Source organism: Xanthomonas codiaei, assembly GCF_002939785.1.
GTDB classification, from domain to species: domain Bacteria; phylum Pseudomonadota; class Gammaproteobacteria; order Xanthomonadales; family Xanthomonadaceae; genus Xanthomonas; species Xanthomonas codiaei.
In genome coordinates, this window is the sequence record NZ_MDEC01000037.1 from 1 (window position 1) to 17968 (window position 17968).

At 68.1% G+C, this 17968-nt stretch carries 12 protein-coding genes; 8 read left to right on the plus strand and 4 right to left on the minus strand.

The window, feature by feature from the left end; translation table 11 throughout:
* Positions 1-125: 125 nt before the first annotated feature.
* Entirely contained in the window at positions 126-911 is a 786-nt protein-coding gene (locus XcodCFBP4690_RS19545) for a rhomboid family intramembrane serine protease (protein WP_104543645.1), read from the minus strand.
* A gap of 338 nt (positions 912-1249) precedes the next feature.
* Positions 1250-2206, minus strand: coding sequence for a TerC family protein (locus tag XcodCFBP4690_RS19550; protein WP_104543647.1), 957 nt, complete (start codon positions 2204-2206; stop codon positions 1250-1252).
* A gap of 262 nt (positions 2207-2468) precedes the next feature.
* On the opposite strand from XcodCFBP4690_RS19550, the gene XcodCFBP4690_RS19560 reads away from it, so the two are divergent.
* Together XcodCFBP4690_RS19560 and XcodCFBP4690_RS19565 are read left to right on the plus strand one after the other, a co-directional pair.
* Positions 2469-3635, plus strand: coding sequence for a class I SAM-dependent rRNA methyltransferase (locus tag XcodCFBP4690_RS19560; protein ID WP_104543649.1), 1167 nt, complete (start codon positions 2469-2471; stop codon positions 3633-3635).
* A 304-nt stretch (positions 3636-3939) separates the two neighbouring features.
* Positions 3940-4260: a hypothetical protein gene (locus XcodCFBP4690_RS19565; protein ID WP_104543651.1), complete on the plus strand. Its 321-nt coding sequence runs from the start codon at positions 3940-3942 to the stop codon at positions 4258-4260.
* Positions 4261-4372: 112 nt separating this feature from the next.
* Here XcodCFBP4690_RS19565 and XcodCFBP4690_RS19570 read toward each other — a convergent pair whose 3' ends face one another.
* Positions 4373-6226: an Svx/AvrXca family virulence/avirulence protein gene (locus XcodCFBP4690_RS19570; RefSeq protein WP_104543653.1), complete on the minus strand. Its 1854-nt coding sequence runs from the start codon at positions 6224-6226 to the stop codon at positions 4373-4375.
* A gap of 398 nt (positions 6227-6624) precedes the next feature.
* On the opposite strand from XcodCFBP4690_RS19570, the gene XcodCFBP4690_RS19575 reads away from it, so the two are divergent.
* From XcodCFBP4690_RS19575 to XcodCFBP4690_RS19585, 3 genes are all read left to right on the plus strand, one after another.
* Positions 6625-7791 carry a glycerate kinase gene (locus XcodCFBP4690_RS19575; RefSeq protein ID WP_104543655.1) on the plus strand — a complete coding sequence of 389 codons (1167 nt, stop codon included), beginning with the start codon at positions 6625-6627 and terminating at the stop codon, positions 7789-7791.
* Between the two features lie 153 nt (positions 7792-7944).
* The gene (locus tag XcodCFBP4690_RS19580) at positions 7945-9756 is read left to right on the plus strand and encodes a sensor domain-containing diguanylate cyclase (protein ID WP_244183742.1); all 1812 of its coding nucleotides are present in this window, start codon (positions 7945-7947) and stop codon (positions 9754-9756) included.
* A 470-nt stretch (positions 9757-10226) separates the two neighbouring features.
* Positions 10227-12704 carry a GH92 family glycosyl hydrolase gene (locus XcodCFBP4690_RS19585; protein ID WP_104543711.1) on the plus strand — a complete coding sequence of 826 codons (2478 nt, stop codon included), beginning with the start codon at positions 10227-10229 and terminating at the stop codon, positions 12702-12704.
* 416 nt (positions 12705-13120) lie between these two features.
* Here XcodCFBP4690_RS19585 and XcodCFBP4690_RS19590 read toward each other — a convergent pair whose 3' ends face one another.
* A complete protein-coding gene (locus tag XcodCFBP4690_RS19590; protein ID WP_104543659.1) occupies positions 13121-14536 on the minus strand; it encodes an amino acid permease in 1416 nt (471 codons plus the stop codon).
* Positions 14537-14857: 321 nt separating this feature from the next.
* Between XcodCFBP4690_RS19590 and XcodCFBP4690_RS19595 the strand changes: the two genes are divergently transcribed.
* From XcodCFBP4690_RS19595 to XcodCFBP4690_RS19610, 3 genes are all read left to right on the plus strand, one after another.
* Entirely contained in the window at positions 14858-16390 is a 1533-nt protein-coding gene (locus XcodCFBP4690_RS19595; protein WP_208622773.1) for a DNA recombination protein RmuC, read from the plus strand.
* Between the two features lie 477 nt (positions 16391-16867).
* Positions 16868-17257 carry a hypothetical protein gene (locus XcodCFBP4690_RS19605; RefSeq protein ID WP_167394718.1) on the plus strand — a complete coding sequence of 130 codons (390 nt, stop codon included), beginning with the start codon at positions 16868-16870 and terminating at the stop codon, positions 17255-17257.
* Between the two features lie 155 nt (positions 17258-17412).
* Positions 17413-17964, plus strand: coding sequence for a glutathione peroxidase (locus XcodCFBP4690_RS19610; RefSeq protein WP_104543665.1), 552 nt, complete (start codon positions 17413-17415; stop codon positions 17962-17964).
* The last annotated feature ends 4 nt before the right edge of the window (positions 17965-17968 follow it).

The window sequence follows — 17968 nt, forward strand, 5'->3', positions numbered from 1 at the left end:
ATCTGGTCTATGGCGTCCTCAAATCGGGCACCGCATTTGACCCACAGAAAGCCCTTGCCAGGTGAGGGGCAAGACGGTATCTACGGGGAACCCAGGGTCGTCTCGGTCAGCGTTCCACGCGGGCACTAACTCCCCGGCGGCCGCTCGCGCGGTGGGAAGTGCAGCACCACGTTTTCCGAACCGTCGTCCTGGCGTTGCCACAGCACCGGCACCTGACGCGGTGGCGGCGGTTCCAGCATGGCGTGCTCGGGGTTGCTCACCTCCCAGGCAGCGTCTTCGTCCTCGTCGTCCCAGCTATAGCGCGGCCTGGCCTGCTGCGGGTCGCGCAGGCGCAGCAGCAACGCGGCGACCAGGCCGGCCACCGCGCCGCCCAGATGCGATTGCCAGGACACCCCAGCTTCGTGCGGCAGGATGGTCATCAGCATGCCGCCATAGAACAGGAAGGCGATCAGGCTGGTGGCGATCGCCGGGCGGTCGCGCCGCAGCAAGCCCAGCACGAACACCAGGAACATCAGGCCGTGGGTGATGCCGCTTGCGCCGAGATGGCGGCTGCCGGGCTCGCCCAGCAGCCAGGCGCCCAGCCCCGAGCCCAGCCACAGCAACGGCAGCGACAGGGCGGTGGCGCGCGGGTACACGCTGCCGGCCAGGGTACCCAGGATCAACAGCGCGGCGGCGTTGGCGGCCAGATGCGCGAGCGAGCCGTGCAGCAGCGGGGCGGTGAGGATGCCGATCAGGCCGTCGGCCTGCAGCGGCGCCACCGCCCAGGCGCGCCAGCCGAAAGCATCCTGCGCGGTGAACACCGCCACCAGGACCACCACCGCCGCAAGGCTGAGGTTGAAGGCGCGCAGCACCCGCGAGCGGTCCAGGCGGCTCTGGGTGGCGAGGTCGGGGGCGAGAGAGGGCGTTGTCATGCATTCACGGATGGCGGCGCGCAGGTTTTTTACAAGCCCAACGAACGTGGGATAAGCAGACCCGGCGACGGGATAATCCAGCCCCGGCGCGGATCTGTGGCGGCTCGGCCTGCGCGTTATCACGGACGATCTGCGGTTTGGCTGCAGGGCCCTTGCCCGCCCACCATCGCGGGACACGCTGCAAGTACGTCCTTGTAAGCTCTTACGCGGCATCCATGCCGCGTAAGGTCCCGCGACGGTGGGCGGGCAAGGACCAGTCGAGATGGTCGGTGTGCATGGTTGCCAGCAGCGCAGGCTGCGCCACCAATCCCGAATCCCGACTGCCCAATCCCAGCCCGTCAGTGCCCGGCCGGCTTGGGCGGGCGCAGCACGCTCAGCACGATGGTCGCGATCAGGATCGCCACCACCACGCCCAGCGACACCAGCACCGGGATCTTGTACAGGTCGATGATCATCATCTTGGTGCCGATGAACACCAGGATCACCGCCAGCCCGTACGGCAGCAGGTGGAAGCGATCGGCCATGCCGGCCAGCAGGAAGAACATCGCGCGCAGGCCCAGCACCGCGAACACGTTGGAGGTGAGCACGATGAACGGGTCGGTGGTGATGGCGAAGATCGCCGGGATGCTGTCCACCGCAAAGATCACGTCGATCACCGCGATCAGGATCAGCACCACGAACAGCGGCGTGAACCAGCGCTTGCCGTCCTTGATCACGCTGAGCAGGTTGCCGTGGTACTGCGGGCTCAGGCGCAGGTGGCCGCGCATCCAGCGCAGCACCGGGTTGCTTTCCAGATCCGGCTCCTTGCCAGCGGAAAACCACATCTTGATGCCGGTCAGCAGCAGGAACGCACCGAACACATAGAGCAGCCAGTGGAACTTGGCCAGCAACAGCGAGCCGGCGAAGATCATGATCGCGCGCAGCACGATCGCACCCAGCACGCCGATGATCAGCACGCGCTGGCGCTGTTCCTCGGGCACGCCGAAGTAGGTCATCACCATCAGGAAAACGAAGATGTTGTCGACCGCCAGCGATTTCTCCACCAGGTAGCCGGTGAGGAACTCCAGCCCGATCCGGTCCGCTGCCGCATCGCCCAGGCTGCCCTGCAGGTACCACCACAGCCCGGCGTTGAAGGCCAGTGCCAGCAGCACCCAGCCGATACTCCACCAGGTGGCTTCCTTGAAGGTCACCTTGTGCGCGCCGCCGTGCCGCATCAGCACCAGATCGACCATCAGCGCCACGATCACCACGACCGCGAAGCCACCCCATAACCACACATTGCCAATGGTTTGCATAAGACATCCCGAAAAGTGAAACGACCTGGACAGCCGCTGGGGCTGAGGCCTTGTGACACGGAAATCGTGGATTCCGGGTGACGGACCTTCGCCTGCGCGGCGAAGGTCTCGCTCACAACCGGCCTGGCCGGTTGCCGTTGCACCGGAGCGCCTGACGACAGGGCTCGTAATGACGGCGACAACGCTGGGAGCTACTCCCCTTCTGCGCCCGATTCTGCGTGCCCGGGGCAGGCACGTCAATCCAGCCGGATACAATGGGCCGATGAATACTCCTGTCCCCGTCGTCCGACTCAAGAATGCGTGGCGCTCCAGCCACCCGTGGATCTTCCAGAAGCTGGTGGAAAAGCCCGCCGCCAAGCCCAAGCCCGGCACCATCGTCGATGTGGTCGGCGTGGACGGCGAGTGGGTCGGCCGCGGTTTCTACAACGGCCATTCGCGCATTGCCGTGCGCATCCTGGAAACCGACCAGGCAGTGCCGGTGGATGCGGGCTGGTTCTCGCGCAAGATCGCCGCGGCGGTGAGCCTGCGCCGCGACTGGCTCAAGCTCGACGGCGTCTCCGACGCCTGGCGCGTGGTGCACAGCGAAGGCGACGGCCTGTCCGGCCTGGTGGTGGACCGCTACGGCGACCTGGTGGTGGTGGAGTTCTTCGCCGCCGGCATGTTCCGCCACCGCGAATGGATCTACGAGGCGCTGCGCGAACAGTTCCCGGGCTGTCGCTTCCACAGCTTCGCCGACGAACACGTGCAGAAGCAGGAGAGCTTCGATTTCCACGGCAATACCACCACCGAAGCGGCGGTGATCACCGAGCACGGCATCAGGTTCCGCGCCGACCCGGCCGGCGCACACAAGACTGGCTTCTTCGCCGACCAGCGCGACAACCGCCAATGGCTGAGCGAGCAGGTCGAAGGCAAGAGCGTGCTGGACCTGTGCTGCAACACCGGCGGGTTTGCGGTGTATGCCGCTGCCCGCGGTGCGGCCGAGGTGCTGGGAGTGGATATCGACGAAGACGTCATCGCCATCGCCAAGGGCAACGCCAAGCTCAACAACGTGCGGCCGAAGTTCGTGCAGGCCGACATCTTCCCGTGGCTGCGCGATGCGGCCAACCGCGGCGAACAGTTCGACGTGGTGATCCTGGACCCGGCCAAGATGACCCGCGACCGCGATCAGGTGATTCCGGCGCTGAAGAAGTACCTGGACATGAACAAGCTGGCGCTGGGTGTGGTCAAGCCAGGCGGCCTGTTCGCCACCTTCTCGTGCACCGGGCTGGTGGCCGAGCAGGAGTTCCTGGACATGCTGCGGCGTGCTTCCTACTTCTCCGGGCGCACCATCCAGATCCTCAAGGTGGCCGGCGCCGGCCCCGATCATCCATTCATGGCGCACGTGCAGGAGTCGCGGTATCTCAAGGCCGTGTTCTGCCGGGTAGTGTGATGGCGGCAGCTGCGAGGCAGCGGGCGATGCGCAAGGCCCGCTGCCTGCTTGTGCAGGTCGGTGGCAGTGCAGGAGTGAGTGCCAAAGGACGCCACCACGCCGTGGCGGCGCTCAGGCGGTAGTGCGGGGCGGTCTCGTACGAGCGAGCCGCATCGCGTGAGGTGCGATGTTGCAGGCAGCGCAGGCGTTTCTGTCATCGGGAATGCCGCAACCAGGCAACGCCTGTGCGCCCGCTGGCACTGGTCGATCGCAGCGCGCGGCAGCCGGGAGTTCAACGCAGACAGTCACTAGGGAGCGGCAGCCGATGAGGTCCAGCGACAAAGACGAACGCAAGGCCCTGCGCCGGCTGCTGCGCGAGATCGAGCGGCCCGGTGCCAGCCTGCTGGCCAGCAACTGGCCGGTGTTCGGCGTGTGGTTGCTGTTCTCCGGAGCCTTCATGTATCTGTTCCAGACCGGCACCAGCTCGCCGCTGCATCCGCTGCTGCTGGCACTGGGCTCGACCTGCCTGGGGGTGTTCGGTGCATGGGTCGTGTTCCGCGCGGTGTGGGCACGGCAGTGGCCGCATGTGCGCGAGCATATCGATGTGGCCAGCGTGCGCGCACGCCTGGCCGAACTGGACGACTGACAGCGCCCGGATCCCCGCTCACCGCTGCGCGGCGGGGCGCCATGTCCTGGCGCACCCGATGCGGGTTTCGCCTGCGCAGGGACGAGCGGCCGCTCGCCCCTGCACGGGGGTATCACCAGCCGGCCGGCCGCGCGGTGATTTCCGGCACCGCCTGGCGCAGGTCGGCGCCGAACTCGGGATTGCGCATGGTGGCTTCGTCGGCATAGCCGTAGAACACGCCCTGGCCGGGCGTGGTGCCTTGGCGCAATTCCAGATCGCCGCGCACCTGGGTGGTACCGGCGATGCTGACGGTCCCGAAGGCGCCCGGGCCCATGAACACGGTATTGGCCTGCGCATTGGCGCCGATGCTGGCACCGGGGTGCCACACGGTCAGCCCGCCGAGCACGGCATTGCCCTGCACGGTGCCGCCCATCACGGTGGCATGGCCCTCGATGCGCGCATTGCCCAGCACGTTGCCGGCCAGCACGCGTGCGAACGGCCCCACATAGGCGGTGGAGGCGACATTGGCGGTATTGGCGACCCAGCCGCCGCCGTTGGCGTGGCGGCGCCCCACCGGGGTGGGCGTGGGCGCATTGGGCTGGCTGCCGGCCGGGGCCGCGTTGGTCAGCGTCACGCTCCACGGGTAGCGGTAGATCGCGTAGTACGACTGGTCCCACTTGATCTTCTGCATGGTGCCGGGCGCGCCCATCACCATCAGGTACACCGCGCGGTCGCCACTGCGCAGGGCAACCCCGAGGCTGGCCTTGGCGCCACGCTGCAGCGCGCTGTAGCGCGCCTTGCCGGCGCTGTCGATGGTCACCACGCCCCAGCGCCAGTCCGAATCCGGCAGCGGAATGCTGGGCGGGTCGGTGGCCAGGCCGGGCAGGGCGGTGACCGCTGGCGCGCTCTGTACCTGGCCGTCGAACGCGACCTGGATGCTGCTGGCGCCGCTGGCCGGAATCAGCTGCACCAGGTTGTAACCCCAGCGCTGCGGTGCCCACTCGAACGGCACCCGGTAGCGATTGGCCTGGCCTGCCACCGGATCGAGCACGGTCATGCGCAGCGCGCGGTCGCGGTTGTCCCAGTCCTGCGTGCGTTGCGGGTCGAAGGACAGGTTGCTGCCGTAGCGGGCGCGGTACAACGCGCCCTGGTCGCTGCCATCGGGGTTGGTGTAGTCCCAGTTGACGTTGCGCATGGCCCAGTCGCCAAACACATCGTTCATCTGCGACTGGCTCCAGCCCATGTTGGCCCTGATCACCGAGAATGGGTCGGCGGTGCGCTGCCCGGCCTCGCCCGGCTTGGGCGCCTTGGCCCACAGGTCGTTGATGATGGCGTAGCCGAACCGGTTCTTCAGGTACTCCATGAACTGCCAGTTGCAGTAGCGATCGCGGGTGGAGCCCAGATACACGTGCGGGTAGTTCACCAGCATGCTCGAGCAATGCACGTCGCTGGAATGGAATTCCGGCAGCTGGTGGGTCATCCAGTTGGCGTGCGATTCCCAGATCCAGCCGCTGTAGTCGGAGTCGCGCATGCCCAGGGTCTGGCCTTGCAGGGCATGGGTGAGTTCGTGCGCCAGGCCCCAGTGGTCGCGCAGGCCGCCCGGTGCCATCCACATGCCCATGCCGCCACTTCCGGTCACGCCGCCGCTCAGGCCGAAGCTGGGATCCAGATGCAGGCTGGCCTTGTACTTGGTCGTGCTGTTGCACGACGGTTCGGGGAATTGCAGGCGGTTGATGAAGGTGTCCCAGACCATTTCCAGATGCTCGCCGGCGGCGCGCACATCCGCATCGGACACGCCATTACCGTTCCAGCGGAAGGCAAAATGCGTGGTTTCGTAGCGCACCGGCGGCATGCCGGCTTCGTTGCTGCGGGCGATCCAGCTGCCCGCGGTGCAGGCTGCGCTGGCGGTGGACGCCGCACCCAGGCCGGCGGCGATCAGGGCAAGACTCAACAGGCGCCGGGGCAGCACGCGCGATGCGATGGACATGGGGTTCTCGTGGAAAGGTGGGGTGCACACGCCCGCAACGCCTGCAAAATGTGCGGCGCTGTTGAGCTCGGGAGGGGGAATGCCGGCCGCTGGATGCGCCGGCCGCGCAAGTGTGCGCAGCGGCGAACGCGGCGCAATTGATCCAGACGTGTATTTTTCATAACTGCAACGACCTAAGCGCTCGCGATGTGGCGCGGGTTGGACTTGCGCGCGCTGCCGACCTGCGTTGTGGCCGGCAGTCCATGCGGCTTGCGCTGCGTGGGTGGGCACCGACCCAGCGCGGCAGTGCGTTGACCAGCATCCCCGGGTCAACCTCACACTGAAGGGCGCCGCAGCCTCCCCGCCACGGTGCCGACCCCGTGCTGCGCCAGCGGCCCCGTCCTGAAACGAGTGACCACATGAAGATCGTGATCGCACCCGATTCCTACAAGGAAAGCCTGTCCGCGCTGGAGGTGGCCACCCAGATCGAAGCCGGCTTCCGCGAGGTGTTTCCCGATTGGCGCTACACCAAGGTGCCGATGGCCGATGGCGGCGAAGGCACGGTGGACGCCCTGGTGGCGGCCACCGGCGGCCGGGTGGTGGAGTGCACCGTCAGCGGCCCGCTGGGCACGCCGGTGCCGGCGTTCTTCGGGCTGACCGGCGATGGCCATACCGCGGTGATCGAAATGGCCGCCGCCAGCGGCCTGGCGCTGGTGCCGGCGGCCGCGCGCGACCCGCTGCGCACCAGCACCGCCGGCGTGGGCGAGCTGATCCTGGCCGCGCTGGATGCCGGTGCGCGGCACTTCATCATCGGCATTGGCGGTAGCGCCACCAACGACGGCGGCGCCGGCATGGCGCAGGCGCTGGGTGTGCGCTTGCTGGATGCGCACGGCGGGCCGATCGACGCCGGCGGCGCGGCGCTGGCCGCGTTGGCGCGGATCGACATCGACGGCCTGGACCCGCGGCTGCAGGGCTGCCATATCGACGTGGCTTGCGATGTGGACAACCCGCTGATCGGTCCGAACGGCGCCTCGGCGGTGTTCGGGCCGCAGAAGGGCGCCACCCCGGGCATGGTGCGCCAGCTCGATGCCAACCTGCAGCACTACGCCGACCTGCTGGAGCGCGACCTCGGCCTGCGCCTGCAGGGCCTGCCCGGCGGCGGCGCGGCCGGCGGGTTGGGCGCCGGGCTGGTGGCGTTCCTGGGCGCCCAGCTGCGGCCCGGGGTGGAGATCGTGGCGCAGGCGCTGGGCCTGGAGACACTCATCGCCCAGGCCGATCTGGTGATCACCGGCGAAGGCCGGCTGGACAGCCAGAGCCTGCACGGCAAGACCCCGCTGGGCGTGGCGCAGCTGGCGCAGCGGCATGCCACGCCGGTGATCGCCATCGCCGGCTGCCTGGGCACTGGCGCCGGGCTGCTGCATGGCCATGGCATCGATGCGATGTTCGCGGCGGTGCACCGCGCCTGCACCCAGGAGCAGGCGCTGGCCGAGGCGGCCGACAATGTGCGTAGTGCCGCGCGCAACGTGGCGGCCGCGCTGCAGGTGGGCATGGCGCTGGCGGCGCCGGCCCCTGCTGCGGCGCGTTAGCCGAGCCACACGCCAGCGCTGTGCCTGCCGGCGTTGCCCTGAAGACGGCTGCACCTGGCGCTGCAGCTGCGCGGTGAGTGCGCGCACCTGGGGCACCGGCGCGCGCGGCCACCACCGCACCAGGCAAGCTGCGCGCTGGCGCACGCAATGCGCCTGCGGAGTCCCCGGCCGGCTCGGCTAGACTGCGCCGATGACTTTCGCCGAGCCAGCTTTCCCTTGAACCCGCGCGATGCCGCATCGCCTGTTTCCCCCGGCGAAGCCGAGCGCCTGGCCCGCCTGGCGTTGTTGCAGGTGCTCGATACCGGGTCCGAACCGTTCTTCGATGCCCTGGCCGCCGCCGCGCAGGCCATCGCCGGCACGCCGATCGCGCTGGTGTCGCTGGTGGACGAACACCGGCAATGGTGGAAGGCCAATATCGGCTTGCCGGGCGCGTCCGAAACCCCACGCGAGCTGGCCTTCTGCGCCCACGCCATCCAGGGCGATGCGGTGATGGAGGTGCCCGATGCACCGGCCGACCCGCGCTTCAGCCAGAACGCCCTGGTCACCGACGCGCCCGGCATCCGCTATTACGCCGGCGCCCCGATCGTGTTGTCCGACGGCCTGCGCATGGGCACGGTGTGCGTGATCGACCAGCGCCCGCGTCAGCTGCAGCCGGCCCAGCTGGAGGCCCTGCAGCAACTGGCCCGGGTGGCCGCCGAAGGGCTGGAGCAGCGCCGCTTGATGCTCGAGCGCGCCGACACCAATGCCCGCCTTCAGCAGCGGCTGCGCGAGAGCGAGGCATTCCTGGAGCGCACCGGGCGGGTAGCCGGCGTGGGCGGCTGGGAAGTGGATGTGGGCACCGGCACGCTGACCTGGTCGGACGAGACCTGCCGGATGCACGACCTGCCGCCGGGCTACCAGCCCACCCTCGGCGAAGCCATCGCCTTCTACCCGCTGGAGGCGCGCGCGGTGATCACCGAGGCGGTGGACACCTGCGTCAACGAGGGCATTCCCTGGGACCTGGAACTGCCGTTGATCAGCAGCACCGGTCGCCACCTGTGGGTGCACAGCACCGGTGCGGTCGAACACGTGGATGGCCGCATGCGCCTGATCGGCGCGATCCAGGACGTCACCGACCGCCACCGTGCGGTGGACGCGCTGGCCGCCAGCGAGCGCAAGTTCCGCAAGATGTTCCAGTACAGCCTGGGCCTGATCTGCACCCACGACATGGAGGGCCGGCTGATCAGCGTGAACCCGGCGGCGGCACGCTCGCTGGACCGCCGCGTGGAGGAGATGGAGGGCTGCTCGCTGTTCGAGCTGATCCGCCTGGAGCGGCACGGCGGCCTGCGCGGTTATCTCTCGCGCATGGTGCTCGACGGCCAGGACTCGGGGGTGATCGAGCTGGTCGCCGGCGATGGCAGCCTGCGCCACTGGCAGTACCACAACGTGCTCGACGTGGAGGCCGATGCCACCCTGGTGCTGGCCCATGCCCAGGACATCACCAGCCAGCGCCAGCAGGAAAGGCAGCTGATGGAGTGGTCGTTCACCGACCCGCTGACCAATTGCTTCAACCGCCGCTTCCTGGACGACCTGGACAAGCGCGACGCCAGCGTGCGCTGGGGCTGCGTGGTGGTGGATCTGGACAAGTTCAAACTGGTCAACGACACCTACGGTCACCAGCGCGGCGATGAAGTGCTGGTGCAGATGGCCTGGTTCCTCAATCACCCGCTGCGTCGCCAGGACCACCTGGTGCGGCTGGGCGGCGATGAATTTCTGGTGCTGCTGCACGAGGCCAGCGAGCCGCAGCTGGAAGAGCTGGTGCGCACCTACAGCGCGGCCAGCGACGAGGCGCCGATCCTGTTCACGCTTGGCACCGCCTTGCGCCGGCCGGGCGAGGCACTGACTGCCGTGGTCGACCGCGCCGACCATTCGCTGTACGCGACCCGGCGCGCACGGCGCGGCACGGGCGTCAACGACCAGCGCTAGCCTCGGCCGGTCCGATCCCTACACGCTCGATGACGAGTTCTACCACAGCCGCCTGTTCAGCCCGATCGGGTCCGAGATCGCGGCGGAATACGTGTTCGAGTGTTTGAGTGCGGCCAAGCGGACGTCGCGCGCGATGCTCGGGCCGGTACCGACAGCGCCTGAAACCGCGTCATCCACGCGGTGGTTGCCGCACCGTGTGCCGGCAGCGCGCGCAATCGTTCGATCGGTTGCACGAAGACGACCAACTCCACGCTGCGGCGCAGCGCCGGCTGCGCGCGGTGCGCCCGCAGTGGGCGCCCACGCCGGTGCCCGCCGATCCCAAGCGGCCCTCGCGCCCATCTGTAGCTGAGGGTGTTGTGGGGTTGGTGGTTGTTCGCGCACCCTTGGCGTGCCGGTCCACGCACCTTGCAGCGGCCGGCATGCGTCATTCCACCTGCGGCCTCGGTCGCCCTCTCCCCGAGGTGTCCTGCATGCTCCCTGTCGTTGCTTCCCATCGCGCCTGGTCGCCTCTTCCGTCAACGCCGCTGTGGCGCCGCGCTGCCGCCAGCATGTGTCTGCTTGGCATGCTGATCGCGCCACCGCTGGCTGCGCAGGAACCGGCGCAGGTCAACACCTTCATCGGCAGCAAGGACGACGGCAATACCTTCCCCGGTGCGTCGGCACCATTCGGCCTGATCCAGGTCAGCCCGATCGGCGCGCACTACGCCGGCTGGCGCTACGACGACCCCAGCATCCGCGGCTTCGGGCATTCGTTCCTGTCCGGTGCCGGTTGCTGGGAGCAGGGCGGGCAGGTGTCGATCCTGCCGGTGACCGGCCGCATCGGCCCCGGCGGCGAATTCGACACAAACGATGCCAAGGCCTTCGACCACAAGCGCTATGCCGCGCGCTACACGCACGACGGCGAAGTGGGGCAGGCCGGCTACTACAAGGTGCGGCTCACCGATTACGGCGGCATCGACGCCGAAGCCAGCGCGCTCACCCGCGCCGCGGCCGAGCGCTATACCTTCGCACCCGGCGCCGACACCGGCCATGTGCTGGTCAACGTGGCCCAGGCCAACGACCGCCATGTGGTGATCGGCAGTCAGGTGCAGCTGGTCGGCGACCGCGTGGTCGAAGGCAAGCTGGTCACGCAGAGCTTTTGCGGCGGCCACGAGTACACCACCTGGTTCCGGCTGGAATTCGATCGCCCGTTCACCGCGCACGGCATCTGGGGCGAGGACGGCGGCGTGCCCGGCGCGCGCCACGGCATGGGCGGCGAACTCAAACCCAATGGCGCCTGGCTCAGCTTTCCGCTGGGCACCGGCAAACACGCGCGCGCGGTGACGGTGATCAGCGCCATCTCGCATGTGGATGCCGAAGGTGCCCGCACCAACCTGCGCGCCGACGGCATGCAGGGCGGCAAACCGCTGAGCCTGGAGCAGATGCGCCAACGCGCGCAGCAGGCCTGGCGCCGGGAACTGGCCAGCCTGCAGCTGGAGGGCGCCAGCACCGATGACCGCAGCGTGGCCTATACCGCGCTGTACCACGCGCTGCTGCAACCGCTCACCGGCAGCGATGCCGATGGCCGCTATCGCGGCTATGACGACGCCATCCACCGCGCCGATGGCTGGACCTACTACGAATACTTCTCGCTGTGGGACACCTATCGCTCGCAGAACCAGTTGCTGGCGCTGCTGCGCCCGCAACGTGCGCGCGATATCGGCCGCTCGTTGCTGGCCATCCATCAGCAGGGCGGCTGGTTGCCGCGCTGGGGTTACGCCAACTACGACACCAACATCATGACCGGCGATCCGGTGACGCCCTTCCTGGTCGACCTGTGGCGCTTCGGCGCGCTGCAGGGCAATGAAGCCGACGCGTATGCGGCGCTACGCCAGAACGCCTTCGGGCAACCGCCGATCAACTCGCGCCACGCCGGGCGCTCGGGCAATGCGAGTTATCTCGCCAATGGCTTCGTGCAATACGACCGCGCGTTTCCGTCCAAGGGCATGGACGTGGACCCGCACCACGGCGGCTCGGCCACGCTGGAATACGCGCTGGCCGATTGCGCGCTGGCGCAGATGGCCGCTGCGCTGGGCCATGCGCAGGACAGCGCACAGCTGCGCCAACGCGGCGGCAACTGGCACCGCGTCTGGGACGCCAGCGTGCGTGATGCCGACACCGGCTTTACCGGCTTCCCGCGTCCGCGGCTGGACGACGGCAGCTGGTACGCACCGTCCAACGACCAGTACAGCCCACGCTCGCAACACGGCTTCCACGAAGGCACCGCCTGGCAATACCAGTGGCTGGTGCAGCAGGACATCCCCGGCATGCTGCAGGCCATGCACGGCAGCGAACAGGCAGGCAAACGCCTGGACACCTTCTTCGCCTACGACGACCTGCTCAAGGACCCGCTCAACGGCGCGCGCTCGCACTGGGTGGTCGGCCCGTACAGCTATTACAACCAGTACCGCTACAACCCCAACAACGAACCGGACCTGCATGCGCCGTGGATGTACACGTTGATCGGCCAGCCGTGGAAGACCGCCACCGTGGTGCGCGCCGCGCAGCAGCTGTTCACCAACGCGCCCAATGGCGTCACCGGCAACGACGACCTCGGCACGATGTCGGCCTGGTATCTGTTCAGTGCGCTCGGGCTGTATCCAGCGGTGCCGGGCAGCGGGCAATTCCTGCTGCACACCCCACGTTTCAAACGCGCCACGCTGGACCTGGGCAATGGCAAGCGCCTGCGCATCGATGCCCCCGGCGCCGACGGCCGCGCGCTGCAGTACGTGGAAGGCGTGCGCCTGAACGGCAAACCGCAGCCGCAGGTATTCCTGGATTGGGCGCAGTTGCAGCAGGGCGGCACGTTGTCGTTTGCGCTCACCAACCGCGCCCCGACCCAAGGCTGGGGCACCCACGCGGACGCATTGCCTACCTCGTTCTGCGCCACGCCTGCAGCAGCGCAGTGAGCAGCACGTGCTCCTGATCCGCCGGATGCCCTGATCCGTCAGACCGGCGGATGAAAGCCCCTCCCCCATCGGGAGAGAGGGGCTCGTTGTCCCTTCTCCCGTTGGGAGAAGGTGCCCCGAAGGGGCGGATGAGGGCACGGGGCGAAGCCACTGGCCAAGCCGGATGACACCAGGCTTGGTCCGTTCTCCCGGGGGGAAAGGGTACAGCTCGCCTACATCGCTTCATTCTTGAAGGCGCGTCGCGAAGCGTTCGTCATCGCAGGCACGTGCTGGATGTCCGAGGCGTCCCTCATCCGGCGCTACGCGCCACCTTCTCCCCCATGAGGGGGGACAATGTCCCAGCGGGAGAAGGGAGTGCTGGCATTGCTGCGGTGTTCTGAAAGCCTCTCTCCCGCGGGCGAGGGGGACGTCGCGTCTCACCCCGCCTGGTTCAACCGGCTATTGCGCCGCCCGTACGCCAGATACACCACCACGCCCAGCGCATTCCACAGCAGGAACCACCCCTGCGTCTTGGCGGGCAGGCTCCAGAACAGATACAGGCAGCCGCCGATCGCCACCGGCCCCACCACCCAGGCCAGCGGCGTGCGGAACGCGCGCGCGCGGCCAGGCTCGCGCACGCGCAACACCAACAGGCAGGCGGCTACCGCCGTGAACGCTGCCAACGTGCCTGCATTGGCCAGCGCGGCGATCTCGTCCAGCCGCGCCACGCCCGCCAATGCCGCCACCAGCACCGCGGTGAACAGCGTGATCGCCACCGGCGTGCCGGTGCGCGCATTGACCTTGGACAAGCCGCGCGGCAACAACCCGTCGCGCGACATCACGAAGAAGATGCGGCTCTGCCCGTACAGGAACGCCAGCAGCACGGTCGGCAGCGCGATGATCGCCACCGCACCGATCACCAGCGCCGCCTCGCCGTGGCCCAGCTCGCGCAGGATCAGCGCCAGCGGCTCCGGGCTCTTGCCGAACACGGTGAAGCTCATCGCACCCACCGCCGCCAGCGCCACCAGCACGTAGATCAGCGTGCAGCCGATCATCGAGCCGACGATGCCGATCGACAGATCGCGCCCCGGGTTCTTGGTTTCCTCGGCCGCGGTGGAAATCGCATCGAAGCCGTAGAACGCGAAGAAGATGATCGCCGCAGCCGCCATCACCCCGCGCTCCACGCCATCGGGTCCCATCGCCTTGGAGAAACCGTACGGCATGAATGGCTGCAGATTGGCGCTGTTGAACGCCGGCAAGGCGATGGCCACGAACACGCTCAGCGCGATGATCTTCAGCACCACCAGCACCGCGTTGAGCGTGGCGCTTTCCTTGGTGCCGGCCATCAGCAGGCCGGCCACCAGGAAGGTGATCACCACTGCCGGGAGGTTCACGATGCCGCCGGCATGCGGCCCGGCAATCAGTGTCTGCGGCAGTTCCACTCCCAGCCATTGCAGGAAGCCGACGAAGTAGCCGGACCAGCCCACCGCCACCGTGCTGACCACCAGCGAATATTCCAGCACCAGGCTCCAGCCCACCACCCAGGCGATGCTCTCGCCGAGTGCGGTGTAGCTGTAGGTATAGGCGCTGCCGGCGGCCGGCATCATCGTGGCCATCTCCGCATACGCCAGCGCCGCGCAGGCGCAGACGATGCCGGCGGCAACGAAGGACAGCAGCACCGCCGGGCCGGCCTTGTCGGCACCCACGCCGATCAAGGTGTAGATGCCGGTGCCGACGATGGCGCCGATGCCCAGTGCGATCAGATGCGGCCAGCTCAGGCTGCGCACCAGTTGCCGCCCGGCCTCGTGCACGGTGACCTGGTCGATGGATTTGCGCCGTAGCCAAGACGACATGCGAACCTCGAAGAACCAAAAAGAATTCCCGAGTGTCGCCCAACGCGCTGCAGCAAAGCTATCTGTCCAAGGTCACGCGCCACGGTGTCCACGACGCTGGCGGCGCTGCCGGGCATGCCGATCCGAGACCGCTCCGTCCCGCGCCGGACAGGCCATCGATGGGCGGGTGCCTGCCGCGCGCAGCTGCGATAGCTGCCCCAGCGGTGTAAACCCACCTTGCGATCAGGACCGCGCTGACGCAGCCCTTGCGACCAGCGCCGCTACACTGCCCGCATGTCATCCGAATCCCTGATCCTTGTCGGGCTGCTATGCGCAGTCCTGGTGCTGCAGCTGGCCCTGCTGCTGCGGCGTCCTTCCACCAGCGGGCTGGAGCAGGCGCTGCGCGCCGAACAGCGCGACGGCCGCGGCGAATTGCGCGAGCAACTCGAAGGCCTGTCCCGGCAGCAGGACAGCCGCCTGGAAACCTTCGCGCGCAATCTCACCGAACTGTCCACCCGCACCGATCAACGCCTGGACCAATTGCGTGAAGCGCTGGGCGAAGATGCCCGCAAGGCGCGCGAAGAAAGCAGCCAGGCCCAGCAACGCACCGGCGAACTGCTGACCGCGCGGCTGACCGAACTGCGCACCCAGCTCGATGGCTTCGGCCAGCAGCAGGAAACCCGCATCCACGTGTTCGGCCAGCAGCTGACCGAACTGATCGCGCGCACCGACACCCACATGGCCGCCTTGCGCCAGGCGCTGGCCGAGGACGCGCGCAAGGGTCGCGACGAAGCCGGGCAGTCGCAGCAGCGCTTCACCGACGCGCTGGGCCAGCGCCTGAGCGAACTCACCCAGCGCAACGAGCTGCGCATCGGCGAAATGCGCGCCACCCTGGAGCAGCAGCTGGCTGCGCTGCAGAGCGACAACGCCAGCAAGCTGGAACTGATGCGCGCCACGGTCGACGAAAAACTGCAGACCACGCTCAACACCCGCCTGGATGCCTCCTTCAAGCTGGTGTCCGAGCGGCTGGAGCAGGTGCAGCGCGGCCTGGGCGAAATGCAGCAGCTGGCCACCGGCGTGGGCGATCTCAAGCGCGTGCTGACCAACGTCAAGGACCGCGGCGGCTGGGGCGAAGTGCAGCTGGAGAACATCCTCGAGCAGACGCTGACGATGGAGCAGTACGCGCGTGGCGTACGGCTCAAGCCCGATAGCGCCGAAGCGGTGGACTTCGCCATCCGCCTGCCCGGGCGTGGCGAGGACACCGTGGTATGGCTGCCGGTCGACGCCAAGTTTCCGCGCGAGGACTACGAACGCCTGATCGACGCGCAGGAGAAGGGCGACCTGGACGCGATCAAGCAGTCGACCGCGCAGCTGGAACGCGCCATCCGCGTGCAGGCCAAGTCCATCAGCGACAAGTATGTCTGTCCGCCGCAGACGACCGATTTTGCGGTGATGTTCCTGCCCACCGAGGGCCTGTACGCCGAAGTGATTCGCCGCGCCGGCCTGGTCGACCTGCTGCAGCGCGAGTACCGCGTGGTGCTGGCCGGCCCGACCACGGTCACCGCCCTGCTCAACAGCCTGCAGATGGGCTTTCGCACCTTGGCGATCGAGAAGCGTTCCAGCGAGGTCTGGCAGGTGCTGGGCGCGGTGAAGAGCGAGTTCGGCAAGTTCGCCAATATTCTGGAAAAGGCCGAACGACAGATCACTACCGTCGGCAAGACTCTGGGCGATGCGGGCCGCAAGACCCGCACCATCGAGCGCCGCCTGCGCGGGGTGGAGACCTTGGCCAGCGAACAATCGCAAGCCCTGCTCGATGTCGCCGGCAACGACGACACCGGCAGCAGCGATGACGAGGCCGGCGACGAGCAGGAATGAGGGCGCTGGTAGCGCGCCGATGTGGAGCGTGCCCGCATCGGATGCCCCCGACAACCTCGAACCCGTGCCTGCAGGCACGCGGCAAACACGGCAAGCAGGTCGTCTGCGCCGCCATGCGCAAGCTGCTGCATCCGGTCTACGGCGTGCTCAAATCCGGCACCGCATTCGACCCGCAAAGAGCCCGTGCACGATGAGCGACAAGACGGCATCTGCGCGACGCAGGGCATTGTGCTGCCGCATCACTGCAGGTGATCGCCGTCGTGATGGCCGGCCGCAGGACGTGTGATCGGCAAGGCCCTGCATCCTACCGACGTCGCGTAGCAGCGCCCCGGGGCGCGAGGAGGCCATCCCGACCACCCATCATCGCGTCCAGGCACGGTCCTGTACGCTGGAAGACGAACCCACCCACCCCGAGCACGCCACGCTGACGCAGCGGTCGCGATGCTTGGCGCACTCCTGTTCAAAGAGAAGATCCAAATGTCGAGCCGATGGATGTACGTGGCAGTGTCCGCACTGCTGCTGGCCGCCTGCAGCAATGCGCCCACCACGCAACCGTCCCTGGCGGCGGGCGCAACGCCTGCATCCGCGCACGCGACATCGGCATCCACCGACGCTGCCGACTGCGCTGCCAGGGGCGGCCAGGTGCGCCCGGTGGGACGTATGCAGAGTCCGCGCTGCATCGTGCCGTATGCCGACGCCGGCAAGACCTGCAGCGATAACGCCGACTGCGATGGCGACTGCCTGGCCACCAGCATCGTGCCGACCGGCACCGCCACCACCGGCACCTGCCAGCGCGACAGCGATCGCTTCGGCTGCCGCCAGGAGGTGGTCGGCGGCAAGGGCCAGGCGGCGCTGTGCATCGATTGAAAACCTCGAGTCGTAGACGCCATGGGACCATCGTCGCCAGGCCGTCGCTGTCCTGCCCCTGCATTTTGCCGCCGCGCTGATCGACCGACCTGGCGGGCTGCATCGCTGGCGTGCGCGGTTTATGCTCTGGCGCTCCATCCAGGCAGGCCACTTCGATGAGCCAGAGCATCCACGATATTCCCGTGACCCGCATCGACGGCGAACCCGCCACCCTGGCCGACTATCGCGGCAAGGTGCTGCTGGTGGTCAACGTGGCCTCCAAGTGCGGACTGACGCCGCAGTACGAAGGTCTGGAAGCGCTGTATCGCGATAAACAGGCGCAGGGCCTGGAAGTGCTGGCGTTTCCGGCCAACGACTTCAACGGCCAGGAGCCCGGCAGCGAAGCGAAGATCGCCCAGTTCTGCCAGCTCACCTATGACGTCACCTTCCCGATGTTCTCCAAGATCGCCGTCACCGGCGCCGACACCCATCCGCTGTACCAGGCACTGACCAGCGCACGCCCGCAGGCCACCGGCGACGGCCCGATGCGCGAGAAGCTCGCCGGCTACGGCATCGCACCCAACCCCGCCCCCGGCGTGCTGTGGAACTTCGAGAAATTCCTGATCGGCCGCGACGGCACCGTCATCGACCGCTTCGCTCCGGACGTGCCGGCAGACGATGCACGCCTGCGTGCGGCGGTGGATGCGGCGCTGGCGCAAGCCGTATAGGTCA

What these genes read in the sequence shown, in the direction of transcription:
- XcodCFBP4690_RS19545 (WP_104543645.1), bottom strand. Translation starts at nt 911, where the DNA reads ATGACAACGCCCTCTCTCGCCCCCGACCTCGCCACCCAGAGCCGCCTG.
- XcodCFBP4690_RS19550 (WP_104543647.1), bottom strand. Translation starts at nt 2,206, where the DNA reads ATGCAAACCATTGGCAATGTGTGGTTATGGGGTGGCTTCGCGGTCGTG.
- XcodCFBP4690_RS19560 (WP_104543649.1), top strand. Translation starts at nt 2,469, where the DNA reads ATGAATACTCCTGTCCCCGTCGTCCGACTCAAGAATGCGTGGCGCTCC.
- XcodCFBP4690_RS19565 (WP_104543651.1), top strand. Translation starts at nt 3,940, where the DNA reads ATGAGGTCCAGCGACAAAGACGAACGCAAGGCCCTGCGCCGGCTGCTG.
- XcodCFBP4690_RS19570 (WP_104543653.1), bottom strand. Translation starts at nt 6,226, where the DNA reads ATGTCCATCGCATCGCGCGTGCTGCCCCGGCGCCTGTTGAGTCTTGCC.
- XcodCFBP4690_RS19575 (WP_104543655.1), top strand. Translation starts at nt 6,625, where the DNA reads ATGAAGATCGTGATCGCACCCGATTCCTACAAGGAAAGCCTGTCCGCG.
- XcodCFBP4690_RS19585 (WP_104543711.1), top strand. Translation starts at nt 10,227, where the DNA reads ATGCTCCCTGTCGTTGCTTCCCATCGCGCCTGGTCGCCTCTTCCGTCA.
- XcodCFBP4690_RS19590 (WP_104543659.1), bottom strand. Translation starts at nt 14,536, where the DNA reads ATGTCGTCTTGGCTACGGCGCAAATCCATCGACCAGGTCACCGTGCAC.
- XcodCFBP4690_RS19605 (WP_167394718.1), top strand. Translation starts at nt 16,868, where the DNA reads ATGTCGAGCCGATGGATGTACGTGGCAGTGTCCGCACTGCTGCTGGCC.
- XcodCFBP4690_RS19610 (WP_104543665.1), top strand. Translation starts at nt 17,413, where the DNA reads ATGAGCCAGAGCATCCACGATATTCCCGTGACCCGCATCGACGGCGAA.